This window comes from Streptomyces sp. NPDC059785, from assembly GCF_042732375.1.
Classification (GTDB): Bacteria; Actinomycetota; Actinomycetes; order Streptomycetales; family Streptomycetaceae; genus Streptomyces.
Window position 1 is genome coordinate 1 of the sequence record NZ_JBHWHV010000113.1, and the last position, 13,681, is coordinate 13,681.

10 protein-coding genes and 1 tRNA gene are annotated in these 13,681 nt (G+C 70.5%); 2 read left to right on the forward strand and 9 right to left on the reverse strand.

All coding sequences use genetic code 11. The annotated features are described in order from the left end of the window. Positions 1–32 precede the first annotated feature (32 nt). The 3 genes from ACFV6E_RS42085 to ACFV6E_RS42095 all read right to left on the reverse strand — a co-directional run bounded on the left by ACFV6E_RS42085 (position 33) and on the right by ACFV6E_RS42095 (position 2,545). Positions 33–941, reverse strand: a complete 909-nt coding sequence (locus ACFV6E_RS42085) for a Bax inhibitor-1/YccA family protein (RefSeq protein ID WP_385468983.1) — start codon at positions 939–941, stop codon at positions 33–35. A 177-nt stretch (positions 942–1,118) separates the two neighbouring features. After that, positions 1,119–2,294: a 4-hydroxybenzoate 3-monooxygenase gene (locus ACFV6E_RS42090; protein ID WP_385468986.1), complete on the reverse strand. Its 1,176-nt coding sequence runs from the start codon at positions 2,292–2,294 to the stop codon at positions 1,119–1,121. A 168-nt stretch (positions 2,295–2,462) separates the two neighbouring features. Next, positions 2,463–2,545 (reverse strand) — tRNA-Leu (locus tag ACFV6E_RS42095). Between the two features lie 411 nt (positions 2,546–2,956). Here ACFV6E_RS42095 and ACFV6E_RS42100 point away from each other — a divergent pair. Both ACFV6E_RS42100 and ACFV6E_RS42105 read left to right on the forward strand, forming a co-directional pair. After that, complete coding sequence (locus ACFV6E_RS42100; RefSeq protein ID WP_385177308.1) at positions 2,957–3,727, forward strand: ABC transporter ATP-binding protein; 771 nt, start codon at positions 2,957–2,959, stop codon at positions 3,725–3,727. A gap of 57 nt (positions 3,728–3,784) precedes the next feature. Beyond that, positions 3,785–6,304 carry an ABC transporter permease gene (locus tag ACFV6E_RS42105; protein ID WP_385468989.1) on the forward strand — a complete coding sequence of 840 codons (2,520 nt, stop codon included), beginning with the start codon at positions 3,785–3,787 and terminating at the stop codon, positions 6,302–6,304. Positions 6,305–6,361: 57 nt separating this feature from the next. On the opposite strand, the gene ACFV6E_RS42110 is transcribed toward ACFV6E_RS42105, so the two are convergent. From ACFV6E_RS42110 to eno, 6 genes are all read right to left on the reverse strand, one after another. Further along, the gene (locus tag ACFV6E_RS42110) at positions 6,362–7,657 is read right to left on the reverse strand and encodes a class I SAM-dependent methyltransferase (RefSeq protein WP_385468992.1); all 1,296 of its coding nucleotides are present in this window, start codon (positions 7,655–7,657) and stop codon (positions 6,362–6,364) included. Between the two features lie 402 nt (positions 7,658–8,059). Continuing rightward, a complete protein-coding gene (locus tag ACFV6E_RS42115) occupies positions 8,060–9,484 on the reverse strand; it encodes an NAD(P)/FAD-dependent oxidoreductase (RefSeq protein ID WP_385177648.1) in 1,425 nt (474 codons plus the stop codon). A gap of 433 nt (positions 9,485–9,917) precedes the next feature. Beyond that, complete coding sequence (locus ACFV6E_RS42120; RefSeq protein WP_385468995.1) at positions 9,918–10,871, reverse strand: exopolyphosphatase; 954 nt, start codon at positions 10,869–10,871, stop codon at positions 9,918–9,920. 73 nt (positions 10,872–10,944) lie between these two features. Further along, on the reverse strand, positions 10,945–11,475 hold the full coding sequence (locus ACFV6E_RS42125) for a DUF501 domain-containing protein (protein WP_385468998.1): 531 nt from the start codon (positions 11,473–11,475) through the stop codon (positions 10,945–10,947). 43 nt (positions 11,476–11,518) lie between these two features. Continuing rightward, positions 11,519–12,031 (reverse strand): septum formation initiator family protein, encoded by a 513-nt coding sequence (locus ACFV6E_RS42130; RefSeq protein WP_385177654.1) that lies wholly within the window; start codon positions 12,029–12,031, stop codon positions 11,519–11,521. Positions 12,032–12,141: 110 nt separating this feature from the next. Beyond that, positions 12,142–13,443 (reverse strand): phosphopyruvate hydratase, encoded by a 1,302-nt coding sequence (eno, locus tag ACFV6E_RS42135; protein WP_385177656.1) that lies wholly within the window; start codon positions 13,441–13,443, stop codon positions 12,142–12,144. Positions 13,444–13,681 lie beyond the last annotated feature (238 nt).

Sequence of the window (13,681 nt, forward strand, 5' to 3'; positions counted from 1 at the left end):
GGCCGGCCGCGGGCGCGGCCGGCCGGACCTGGTCAGTTGTCGCTCTGCAGGATCGCGATGAGCCGCAGGAACTCCAGGTAGATCCAGACCAGCGTCAGCGTGAGGCCGAAGGCGCCGAGCCAGGCCTCCTCGCGCGGGGCACCGTAGGCCACGCCGTCCTCGATCTGCTTGAAGTCCAGCGCCAGGAAGCAGGCGCCGAGCAGCACACCGATGATGCCGAACATGATGCCGAGGCCGCCGCTGCGGAAGCCGAGACCGTCACCGCCGCCGAAGACGGCGAACAGCAGGTTCACCGCCATCAGCAGGACGAAGCCGAGCGCGGCCGCCATCACGAAGCCGTAGAAGCGGCGGTTGACGCGGATCCAGCCCGCCTTGTACGCCACGAGCACGGCGGCGAAGACCGCCATGGTGCCGAGCACGGCCTGCATGGCCGCGCCGCTCGCGATCCGGTTGTCGACGACGCTGGAGATGACGCCGAGGAACACGCCCTCGAGCGCCGCGTACGCCAGGATCAGCGGCGGGGACGCCTTGCGCTTGAAGGACTGGACGAGGCCGAGCACCATCGCGATGAGCGCGGCGCCGATGCCGATGCCGTACGAACGGTTGATGTTCGCGTCGTCGACCGGCAGCAGCGCCCAGGCGAGGGCGGCGGTGACGACGAGCACACCGAGCGTGGTGGCCGTGCGCGCGATCACGTCGTCCATCGTCATGCGGCCGGTGGAGACCGGCGCCTGCGGCGGAGCGCCGGGCTGGACGCCCTGCTGCGCGTACGGGTTCTGGGCGTAGGGGTTCTGCGCGTAGGGGTTGCCGCCCTGCTGGGCGTACGGGTTGCCCTGCGTGCCGACAGCGGCTCCCCCGGCCTGCGGCGCCGCGTTGAAGCCCGCGTAGCCGTTGTCGCGGCTGAACCCCCGTCGCGAGAAGACCGGGTTGCTGCTCCTCATTTCACTCCTCCATGGCCACCCTGCGTGGCCTTGGCTCAAGAGTAATAGGTAGGCAAAGGAAAGACCCTCGTGCTTGGGGAGGATCTTTCCCTTGTCACGTCACATTACGTCTGCGTTCTCCGTGTGTCCCGCCCGGTGGGGACTGGTACGAAGCCGTAACGCGACCCCGGTACCCGCTCATTCCAGGGGGAACCCCGTGTACCCGTCGGCCAGGTCGGCCAGGGCCGCGGGCGAGGTGGTGAGCCGCCGCAGCCGGGCGAGCTGGATGCGCTCGTCGAAGGGGGTGGCGTCGGGGGCCCGGTGCAGCAGGGTGGTCATGTCGTACGAGAACCGTTCGGCCTGCCAGATGCGGCGCAGACAGGTCGCGGAGTAGGCGTCCAGGCGTTCGGCCGAGCCGGTCTCGCGCAGGTGCGTCAGCGCGCGGGCGAAGGTGACGACGTCCCCGACCGCCAGGTTCAGTCCCTTGGCACCGGTCGGCGGCACGATGTGGGCCGCGTCACCGGCCAGGAAGAGCCGGCCGTGCCGCATCGGCTCGTGGACGTAGGAGCGCATGGGGGTGACGGACTTCTGGGTGATCGGGCCGCGCTCCAGGCGCCAGTCGTCGTGCGTCTCGAAGCGCCGCTCCAGCTCGGCCCAGATGTCGTCGTCGCTCCACGCCTCGGCGTCCGTGCCCTCGGGCACCTGGAGGTAGAGCCGGGAGACCGTGGGCGAGCGCATGCTGAGCAGGGCGAAGCCGCGCTCGTGGCGGGCGTAGACCAGCTCGTCGTGGGAGGGGGCGACGTCGGCGAGGATGCCGAGCCAGCCGAAGGGGTACGTGCGCTCGAAGACGCGGGAGAGCGCCGCGGGGAAGGCCTTGCGGGCGACGCCCCAGAAGCCGTCGCAGCCGACGACCCAGTCGCACTCCAGGACGTCCTCGCGGCCCTCGTACCGGAAGCGGATCTTCGGGGAGTCGCTGTCGGCGCCCTCGACGGCCAGCGCCTCGGCCTCGAAGAGCAGCGGTCCGCCCTCCTTGAGCTGGAGCGCGATCAGATCCTTGCAGACCTCGGTCTGCGCGTACACCATCACGGAGCTGCCGCCGGTCAGGGCGGGGAAGTCGACGCGGTGGCGTTCGCCCGCGAAGCGCAGCTCGATGCCGTCGTGCCGCAGCCCCTCGCGGTCCATGCGTTCGGCGGCCCCGGCGGCGCGCAGTACGTCGACCGTGCCCTGCTCCAGGATGCCGGCGCGCTGGCGCTGCTCCACGTACGTACGGTCGCGGCTCTCCAGGACCACCGACTCGATGCCCGCGTTGTGCAGCAGCCGCGCCAGCAGCAGTCCGGCCGGTCCTGCCCCGATGATCCCGACGGTGGTTCGCATCGGCACGCCCCTTTGCGTTCGCCTGGTGAAATTTACTTCACCACTTTCCTCCCGTGAGTTTCCGACGGCACAGGACGGCTGTCAATGGGTGAATCCCGGAGTACGGGGAAGACGGAGGGCACGGTCTCCGACGCGGCAGCGGGGTCCGGGCCGCGCGACGCTCGGAGGTGCCCAGAACCGGACTTGAACCGGTACGCCCGCGAAGGGCAGCGAGGTTTAAGCTCGCCGTGTCTGCATTCCACCATCTGGGCAAGCCATGGGCTCCGCATCGAGTGTTCCGAGCCTATCGGGACGCATCCCCCGAACAGCGGAGAGGCGACCCGATGTTGTCTTATTTTATTGACGTCTGAGGGTGCATCAGCACTGGGTGCGGGCCATCCGCACTTGCCAATAGCCTTCCGGGGCATGCGGGGCCGCGTGTGCGGAATGACGGAATTTCACCGCCCGAACGCTTGCCGTACCCCGGCGTCGAGCTGATCGCCCCTCAGCCGCGTCCCCGGGGACGGCCTCAGGGGCGGCCGTCATCCCCAGGTATGAGGCGGCCCTGCGCGGTCCGACCGGAGTCGCCCCCCAGAACCGGAACTGCGGCTGACTACACGGCCCGGCGCGGCCGTGAGGATGGACGGGTCCCCCACACCCCGTCCCGACAGGAGCGCTCTTCCGTGACCACCACCCACCTCGCCGACCGAACCACCGCGGTGGCCGCCCGTGCCACGGAACTGTCGAAGATCTACGGACAGGGCGAGACCCAGGTGGTCGCCCTCGACCGGGTCTCCGTCGACTTCCGGCAGGCCGAGTTCACCGCGATCATGGGTCCCTCCGGCTCCGGCAAGTCCACGCTGATGCACTGCGTGGCGGGCCTGGACACCTTCTCCTCCGGCTCCGTGCGCATCGGCGACACCGAGCTGGGCTCGCTCAAGGACAAGCAGCTCACCAAGCTCCGCCGGGACAAGATCGGCTTCATCTTCCAGGCGTTCAACCTGCTGCCGACGCTGACCGCTCTGGAGAACATCACGCTTCCCATGGACATCGCGGGCCGCAAGCCGGACCAGCAGTGGCTCGACAACGTGATCGGCATGGTCGGTCTGACCGACCGCCTCAAGCACCGGCCCTCCGAGCTCTCCGGCGGCCAGCAGCAGCGCGTCGCCGTGGCCCGCGCGCTCGCCTCCAAGCCCGAGATCATCTTCGGTGACGAGCCGACCGGCAACCTCGACTCCCGCTCCGGCGCCGAGGTCCTCGGCTTCCTGCGCAACTCGGTGCGCGAGCTGGGCCAGACCGTCGTCATGGTCACCCACGACCCGGTGGCCGCCGCCTACGCGGACCGCGTGGTCTTCCTCGCCGACGGCCGGATCGTGGACGAGGTGCACCGGCCCACCGCGGACGTGGTCCTGGACCGCATGAAGCAGTTCGACGCCAAGGGCCGTACGAGCTGAGCCGCGCCGCTCGCCCGCCCGAGAACTCCTCCTCGTACGTCTGGACTGAGAAACCCCATGTTCCGTACCGCCTTGCGCAACGTCTTCGCGCACAAGGCCAGGCTGCTGATGACCGTCCTCGCCGTGATGCTGGGCGTGGCGTTCGTGTCCGGCACCCTGGTCTTCACCAACACCGTCTCCGACGCCTACCAGAAGAGCTCCGCCAAGGGATTCGACCAGGTCGACGTCGCCATCCAGCCGGAGTCCGCGGCGGACGACGACGCCGAGGACCCCGTACTGACGCAAGCCCTGCTCGACAAGGCGGCCCAGGTGCCGGGCGCCGAGCGGGCCGTCGGCGTCGTCGACGGCTTCACCGGCCTCGCGGACAAGGACGGCAAGCTGGTCGGCAGCGGCTTCCAGTCGCGGGGCGGCAACTACTGGGGCGACGACGACCCGCGCTACCCGCTGGCCGACGGCTCCGCGCCCAAGGGTGCCGACCAGGTGGCCATCGACGCGGAGACCGCGAAGCGGACCGGGTACAAGGTCGGCGACACCGTACGGCTCTCCGTCGACGGACCGGTCCTCGAACCCGTCATCAGCGGCATCTTCACCACCGACGACGGCAACGTCTCCGCGGGCGGCAGCCTCGCCCTCTTCGACACGGCGACCGCGCAGAAGCTCTTCGACAAGGGCGCCACCTTCGACGAGATCGATGTGAAGGCCGCGGCCGGCACCAGCCAGAACGAGCTGCGCGCCGCGCTCGACAAGGTCGTCCCCGAGGACGTCGGCTCCACCACCACCGGCAAGGAGCTCGCCGACGAGCAGGCCAAGTGGATCGCCCAGTCGATGAGCAGCATGAGGACGGCCCTGCTGGTCTTCGCCGGCATCGCGCTCTTCGTCGGCACCTTCATCATCGCCAACACCTTCACCATGCTGGTCGCCCAGCGCACCAAGGAGCTCGCGCTGCTGCGGGCCGTCGGCGCCACCCGCAGGCAGGTCACGCGCTCCGTGCTCGTCGAGGCGTTCGTGGTCGGCACGGTCGCGGCCGTCGTGGGCCTGGTCGTCGGCATCGGCATCGGCGCCGGGATGCGCTCCCTGGTGGGCTCGTTCGGCAACACCGTCCCCGACGGGCCGCTGGTGATCTCGCCGGGCACCGTGGTCAGCGCCCTGCTGGTCGGCATCCTGATCACCATGCTGGCCGCGTGGCTGCCCGGCCGCCGGGCCGCGAAGATCCCGCCGGTCGCCGCGATGAACAGCCTGCACGCCAAGGCGACCACCAAGTCCCTGGTGCTGCGCAACACCCTGGGTGCCCTGTTCTCCGGAGCGGGCACAGCGGTGATCCTCTACGCCACCACCATGGACGCCGACGACGCCCAGGCGCCGATGGGTCTCGGCGCGGTCCTGCTGGTCATCGGCGTCTTCATCCTCACGCCGCTGCTGTCGCGTCCGCTGATCGCCGCGGCGGCGCCGGTGCTGCGCGCCTTCGGCGTCTCCGGCAAGCTGGCCCGGCAGAACTCGGTGCGCAACCCGCGCCGTACCGCCGCCACCGCCTCGGCCCTCATGATCGGCCTCACCCTGATCACCGGTATGACGGTGATGGCCGGCAGCCTCCAGACGGCGATCGACAAGATGGCGTCCTCCGCGCTCAAGGCCGACTACGTCGTCTCGATGGCCAACGGCTACTCGCTCTCGCCCGACGTCGAGAAGAAGCTCACCGGCGCCGACGGGGTCACCGCCGTCAGCCCGCTGCGCAACGCGAGCGTCCACATCGACGGCGACTACGACAACCTGACCGGCGTCAACGGCCGCGCCATCGGCTCCCTCACCGACCTGCCCGTCACCGACGGCACCTACAAGGTCGGCGGCACGTCGGTGGTCGTCGACGAGGACACCGCGAAGAGCTACCACTGGAAGGCCGGCTCGCACTTCGAGGTCACCTACGACGACGGCGAGAAGGCCGACCTGACGGTCTCCGGTGTCTACCAGGGCAACGAGATGGTGCGCGGCATCATGATGGACAACGCCACGCTGACCCCGCACACCAAGGACCCGTACGACATGCAGGTCATGGTGAAGATGTCCGGCGGTGCCTCGGACGCGGCCAAGGACCGGCTGGAGAAGGCGCTCGGCGACAACCCGGTCCTTCAAGTCCAGGACAAGCAGGACATCTCCAACGGCATCGCGCAGATGTTCACGCTGATGCTGAACATGCTCTACGGACTGCTCGCGATGGCCGTCCTCGTCGCGGTGCTCGGCGTCATCAACACCCTCGCCATGTCGGTATTCGAGCGCTCCCAGGAGATCGGGATGCTCCGCGCGATCGGCCTGGACCGCCGGGGCATCAAGCGGATGGTGCGCCTGGAGTCGCTGGTCATCTCGCTCTTCGGCGGCGTGCTCGGCATCGGCCTCGGCGTGTTCTTCGGCTGGGCGGTCGGCCGCCTGATCGGCACGAAGATCGACACGTATGAGCTGATCCTGCCCTGGGGCCGGATGGGGATCTTCCTGCTGATGGCGGCGGCGGTCGGCATCCTGGCGGCGCTGTGGCCGGCCCGCCGGGCGGCCCGCCTGAACATGCTCTCGGCGATCAAGGCGGAGTAGCCGGGAAGCGAAAGAGGCGGGGCCGTACGGCATGTGCCGTACGCGCCCCGCCGTCCGTCACGCGGGCACGTTCCAGGTGCGGGCGCGCAGCGGCATCCCGGAGGCCCCGGACTCGGGGGTCCGTACGGCGAGGACCTGGTTGACGCCGATGCGGTTGCGCTCGAAGGCAAGGGCACTGGCCGCCATGTACAGGCGCCAGACGCGGGCGCGCCCGGGGCTGGTCAGCCGGACGGCGCGGACCCACTGCGCCTCCAGGTCGGCGACCCAGCGGCGCAGGGTGCGCGCGTAGTGCTCGCGGATCGACTCCACGTCACGCACCTCGAACCCGGCCCGCTCCAGCTGCGTCACCGTGGTGCCCAGCGGCGCCAGCTCACCGTCCGGGAAGACGTAGGCGTCGATGAACTCGTCCACGCTGTAGCCCGTCTCGTCGCTCTGCGGGCGCCGGGCGATCTGGTGGTTGAGCAGCCGGCCGCCGGGCTTGAGCAGGCCGTACAGGTCCTGGGCGTACTCCAGATAGCGTTCGGCGCCGACGTGCTCGGCCATGCCGATGGAGGAGATCGCGTCGTAGGGGCCGTCGGCGACGTCCCGGTAGTCCTGCACCCGGATCTCGATCCGGTCGGTGAGCCCCTCGTCGGCGACCCGCTTACGGGCGTACGCGGCCTGTTCCTGCGACAGCGTGACGCCGACGACGCTCACGCCGTGCTCGCGGGCGGCGTGCACGGCCATCGAGCCCCAGCCGCAGCCGACGTCGAGCAGCCGCTGTCCGGGCGTCAACTCCAGCTTTCTGCTGATGAGTTCGAGCTTGTCGCGCTGAGCCTCCTCCAGGGTTCCACCGTCCTGCCAGTAGGCGCAGGAGTAGACCATGGACGGGCCGAGGACGAGCTCGTAGAAGTCGTTGCCCACGTCGTAATGGTGGCTGATCGCGCGTTTGTCGCTGCGTTTGGTGTGCAGGTGGCGGTGGGGGCGCGCCTCCTCGCGGGGCGGCGCCGGCGGCCACGGCGGTCCGGCCATCCGGAGCAGGCCCCAGGCGGCGGCGCGCGCGTCGGGGTCGAGCAGTGTCTGCCGCAGACCGGCGCCGTCCCCGTCCTTCTCCCACACGAGCCCGACCATCAGGTCCAGGGCCTCGTACAGGTCTCCCTCCACGCCGAGGTCGCCGGAGACCCAGCCGCGCGCGAGGCCCAGCTCCCCCGGCTTCCACAGCAGCCTGCGCAGGGCACGGCGGTTCCTGACGACGAGCGCGGGGGCGCCGGGCGGACCGGCCTCCGAACCGTCCCAGGCGCGCACGCGCACCGGGAGCGGACCCCCCAGCAATTGCTCGAACAGGCTCTTCAACCGCAGCGCGGCGTCGGGCATGGCCACACCTCCGTGACAACGGATCCCGGAACGTCCAACACCACGTAAACACCAACCGACCCGGCGCGCAGTCCCTCACCCGCGTTACGACTGGGCAAAATAGTTGTAGGCACCATGTGGTTTGCGGAGTGGCGCTCGCGGGGCGGCCGAAGCGCGCCCCCTCGCACCCGGGGACACCCAAGCACCTCGCGCCCCCTCGCACCCGCGGACGCCCGAGCACCTCGCGCCCCCTCGCACCCGGGGACACCCAAGCGCCTCGCGCCCCCTCGCGGCCGGGGCACCCGAGAGCCTCGCGGCCAGGCCACCCGAGGATCCCCCGGAAACGCCGAAGGAGCCTCCCGCACCACGGATGGCGGGAAGCCCCTTCGGGCCGGTCGGCGACCGGAAAAGTCCGACCGGAGGTCAGGACGCCTTGGCCTTCTCGGCCTTCTCGGCACCCTCCGCCGGCTTGACCGGCGGGAGCTGCGCCTCGGCGGACTGGGCCACCTTCGGCGCCGGCTTCGCGGCCTCGTAGAACTCCTCGCGCGGCGACTCGATGGCACCGAGCGAGACGACCTCGCGCTTGAGGAACATGCCGAGCGTCCAGTCGGCGAAGACGCGGATCTTCCGGTTCCAGGTCGGCATCGCCAGACCGTGGTAGCCACGGTGCATGTACCAGGCGAGGCGGCCCTTTACCTTGATCTTCATCTTGCCCATGACGATCATGGCGACGCCCTTGTGCAGGCCGAGACCCGCCACCGCACCCTTGTTGGCGTGCGAGTACTCCTTCTGCGGGAAGCCCCGCATACCGGAGACGACGTTGTCACCGAGGACCTTGGCCTGGCGCAGCGCGTGCTGGGCGTTCGGCGGGCACCAGGCGTTCTCCACGCCGGCCTTGCGGGCGGCGAGGTCCGGGACCTGCGCGTTGTCGCCGGCGGCCCAGATGTAGTCCGTGCCCTGCACCTGGAGGGTGGGCCGGGTGTCCACGTGACCGCGCGGGCCGAGCGGCAGACCGAAGCGGGACAGCACCGGGTTCGGCTTGACGCCGGCCGTCCACACGATCGTGCTGGAGTCGACCTCGAGCCCGTTCTTCAGCACGACGTGGCCGTCGACGCAGGAGTCCATGGAGGTGGAGAGGTAGACCTCGACCCCGCGGCTCTCCAGGTGCTCCTTGCCGTACTGGCCGAGCTTGGGGCCGACCTCGGGCAGGATCTTGTCGGCGGCGTCGACCAGGACGAACCGCATGTCCTCACGGGAGACGTTGGTGTAGTACTTGGCCGCGTCGCGGGCCATGTCCTCGACCTCGCCGACGGTCTCCGCACCCGCGAAGCCGCCGCCGATGAAGACGAAGGTCAGCGCCTTGCGGCGGACGCTCTCGTCGGTCGTGGAGTCGGCCTTGTCGAGCTGCTCGAGGACGTGGTTGCGCAGGCCGATGGACTCCTCGATGCCCTTCATGCCGATGCCCTGCTCGGCGAGGCCGGGGATCGGGAAGGTGCGGGAGACCGCGCCCATCGCGATGACGAGGTAGTCGAAGGGCAGCTCGTACGCCTCGCCCACGAGCGGGGCGACGGTGGCGACCTTGCGGTCCTGGTCGATGGTCGTGACCCGGCCGGTCAGCACTTCCGCCTTGGGCAGGACGCGCCGCAGCGGGACGACGACGTGCCGAGGCGAGATGCTGCCGGCGGCGGCTTCGGGGAGGAAGGGCTGGTAGGTCATGTACGACCGGGGGTCGACGACCGTGACGGTCGCCTCGCCGTAGCGCATCTTCTTGAGGATGCGCCGAGCTGCGTACAGGCCTACGTACCCACCGCCTACTACGAGGATCCTGGGACGCTCCGTGGTGCTCATGCAATCGAGTATCCACCTGGTCCCCACGGGGTGCTCGTGCGCCCCTTCACAAGCTTGGGTGGGGCCTCTGCTACACTGCGCGGCTCGCGTGACCCAGGTCATGACATCAACGGGGAACCACCGTGGCGCCCGGAGCGTTGTCAAGGGCCCGTGAGCTGCCGATCCGGTCCTTCGGAGGCCCCGTTCGGCCCCTTGCGCGACCGCTGCGCGGCGCCCGCCGAGTGCTCGCGTGAGCACCCCCGTGAGGCCCCTGAGCCGCCTCCGGAGACCCGGAAGACGCAATCCGCGTCCAGCAGGGCCGATTTCCTTGTGAAGAACTTCACGAAGGTTTCCGACGGCGCGTCACCGAGGGACTCTACGAGGCCCCTCGGACCCGCTCATACGTCGTCACGCCTGCTCAGGCGAGGTGCGGAACACCCCGCCCGGCAGGGCCCTACCGGTCCTCCTCCGCCAGCCCGAACGCGATGCCGTCGAGGATGTCGTGCTCGCTGACGATCACCTCGTCCGCGCCCATCCGTTCCATGATCGCCAGCAGCACCAGGGCGCCCGCGCCGATCACGTCGACCCGGCCCGGGTGCATCGAGGGGATCGCGGCGCGCTCGGCGTGTGTGGAGGCGAGCAGCCATTCGGTGATCTCGCGGACGCGGGCCAGCGGGATCCTGGAGTGGTGGATCGCGGCGGAGTCGTACTCGGGCAGGTCCTGCGCGATCGCCGAGACGGTGGTGACCGACCCGGCGAGGCCGACCAGGGTGCGGGCCTCGCGCAGCGGGACCGTCTTCTCGGCGAGGTCGAGGGCCGCCTCGATGTCGGCGCGGATCGCCTCGGCCTGCTCGCGCGTGGGCGGGTCGGTGACCGCGCCGTCGCGCACCAGGTGCCGCTCCGTCATCCGTACGCAGCCGATGTCCACCGAGCGTGCGGCGCGCACGTGCGCCTCGCCCACCACCAGCTCCGTGGAGCCGCCGCCGATGTCCGTCACCAGAAACGGCTTGTCGAGGTCGTCGCGCCCGGCCAGTTCCCTGGTCGCGCCGGTGAAGGACAGCTCCGCCTCCTGGTCGCCGGTGACGACCTCCGGCTCGACGCCGAGGATGTCCAGCACCCCGCGGACGAACTCCTCGCGGTTCTCCGCGTCGCGTGAGGCGGAGGTGGCCACGAAGCGCAGCCGCTCCGCGCCGTGCTCCTTGATGATCCCCGCGTACTCGCGGCAGGCCGCGAAGGTCCGCTCGAGGGCCTCGGGCGCGAGCCGCCCGGTGCGGTCCACGCCCTGCCCGAGCCGCACGATGGTCATCCTGCGGTCCAGGTCGACGAGTTCACCGGTCGCCGGGTCGGCGTCGGCGACGAGCAGACGGATGGAGTTGGTACCGCAGTCGATCGCGGCGACCCTGGTCATGGCCTCTGGTCTCCTGTCTCGGTGGTGCAGCGGGCGGGCGAGGCGGCGTGGGGCAGGTGCGGGCGCGGCCGCATCAGTCCCCGGTGGGGGCGGCCGGGACCACGCAGGGGCCCTTGCGCCACCACTCGGGCAGCATCGCGATGGCCTCGTCGCCCAGCGGGTTCACCCCGGGGCCCGCCGCCAGCGAGTGGGCCACGAGGACGTGCAGGCACTTCACCCGGTCCGGCATGCCGCCCGCGCTGGGGAAGTTCTCCAGCACCTCGATGGCGTCGCGGCGGGCGATGTAGTCCTCGTGGGCGGCCCGGTAGGCGGCGGCCAGCTCGGGATCGGTGGCCAGCCGCTCCGTCATCTCCTTCATGACGCCGTTCGCCTCAAGCGTGCCGATCGCGGAGGCGGCCCGCGGGCACGTCAGGTAGTACGTCGTCGGGAACGGCGTGCCGTCGGGCAGGCGGGGCGCCGTCTCCACCACGTCGGGCTGACCGCAGGGGCAGCGGTGCGCGATCGCGCGCAGCCCGCGCGGCGGCCGGCCGAGCTGCTGCTCGAACGCCTCGATGTCCGCGTCGGTGGGCTCGGTGCGCGGGGTGGGCGGCGGGGGCGTGTCCATGCGGTGCGTCATTGTCTTTCTGATCAGAGCGATTCGGGAGCGATTACTTGCCGGAGCGGCCGGAGGAATCGGCACGGGTCGCGCGGACGGCCCGGTCGGACTTGTCGACGCCCTCCCAGAGGTTGGCGTACCAGGGGCGGGCGGCGGCGCCCAGGTCGGCGCGGGACTGCTTCGCCGCGGCCGGGTCGATCACGATGAAGCCGGTCTCGCCCGGCATCACGTAATGCAGCCGCTGCCGGATCTGCTGCTCCGCGTACGCGTCGTCCTGCCAGCGCGCCTTGAGGTCCCGCAAGTCCTCCACGCGCCGCCGGGCCTCCTCCTGCTGGCGCTGGTAGTCGGCGATCTGGGCGCGCTGGGACACGTACTGCCGCATCGGGTACGCGAGGGCCACCACCAGGGAGCACAGGACCAGGGCGAGGAGCGCGGCCCGGCCGGTCAGCCGGGAGCGGCGGGCCTGCCGTCTGGTCTGCGAGCGGTAGACCCGGGCCGCGGTCTGCTCGCCGAGCAACCGCAGTCTGGTCGTGGTGGAGAACCGGTCCCGGTCCTTCACGGCCATGAGTCCCGCCTCCCCGGCACAAGCCCGTCACGTGCGTACGTCCCCGCACACGGTACGGGACCGGGTGCGGGGACGTACGTACGACTGGCGGTCGCTTGACCCTGGCGGGGTCAGCCCTTGGCGGCCTCGCCGCGGAACCGCGGGAAGGCGGAGCGGCCGGCGTACACCGCGGCGTCGTCGAGGATCTCCTCGATGCGCAGCAGCTGGTTGTACTTGGCGACGCGCTCGGAGCGGGCCGGGGCGCCGGTCTTGATCTGGCCGCAGTTGGTGGCGACGGCCAGGTCGGCGATGGTGACGTCCTCGGTCTCGCCGGAGCGGTGGGACATCATGCACTTGAAGCCGTTGCGCTGGGCCAGCTCGACGGCGTCCAGGGTCTCGGTCAGCGAGCCGATCTGGTTGACCTTGACCAGCAGGGCGTTGGCGGCGCCGTCCTCGATGCCGCGGGCGAGGCGCTCGGGGTTGGTGACGAACAGGTCGTCGCCGACGAGCTGGACCTTCTCGCCGAGCTTGTCGGTGATGACCTTCCAGCCGGCCCAGTCGTCCTCGAACAGCGGGTCCTCGATGGAGACCAGCGGGTAGGCCGCCACGAGCTCCTCGTAGTACTCCGTCATCTCGGCGGCGGAGCGCTCCTTGCCCTCGAAGAGGTACTTGCCGTCCTTGTAGAACTCGGAGGCGGCGACGTCGAGCGCGAGGGCGATCTGCTCGCCCGGCACGTAACCGGCTTCCTTGACGGCCTCGAGGATGAGGTCCAGGGCGGCGCGGTTAGAGTCCAGGTTCGGGGCGAAGCCGCCCTCGTCGCCGAGACCGGTGGACAGGCCCTTGGTCTTCAGCACCTTCTTGAGGGTGTGGTAGACCTCGGTGCCCCAGCGCAGCGCCTCGGAGAAGGACTCCGCGCCGATCGGGGCGATCATGAACTCCTGGATGTCCACGTTGGAGTCAGCGTGCGAGCCGCCGTTCAGGATGTTCATCATCGGAACGGGCAGCAGGTGCGCGTTCGGGCCGCCCAGGTAGCGGAAGAGCGGCAGGTCGGACGCCTCGGAGGCGGCGTGCGCGACAGCGAGGGAGACGCCGAGGATGGCGTTGGCGCCGAGCGAGGCCTTGTTGTCGGTGGCGTCCAGGTCGAACATCGCCTGGTCGATCAGGCGCTGCTCGGTGGCGTCGTAGCCGACGAGCTCCGGGCCGATCTGCTCGATGACCGCGAGGACGGCCTTCTCGACGCCCTTGCCCTGGTAGCGGTTGGGGTCGCCGTCGCGGAGCTCGATGGCCTCGAAGGCACCCGTGGAGGCGCCGGACGGGACGGCGGCACGGCCGGTGCTGCCGTCGTCGAGGCCGACCTCGACCTCGACCGTGGGGTTGCCTCGGGAGTCCAGGATTTCCCGGGCTACGACGACGTCGATGGACGGCACGAGCATCTCCTTCTGGGATGTGACGCGGGTACGCGGGACGGCTCGGCCCGCGTAGGTACGGGGCCGCGGTCGGCCCCGCGAGATGAGCCTAACCGGCTCCGGGGGATCGGCCAGCCGATCGACCGTCCCACGGACAGAACCGAGAGTAAATTGTTTCCGGACGGAACAAAAGAACGCGGCGCCCCGCCTGGTCCGAGCGGGTAACCGAGCTTGCCGAACTGCACGCCAGGGCAAGGGCGTTGGC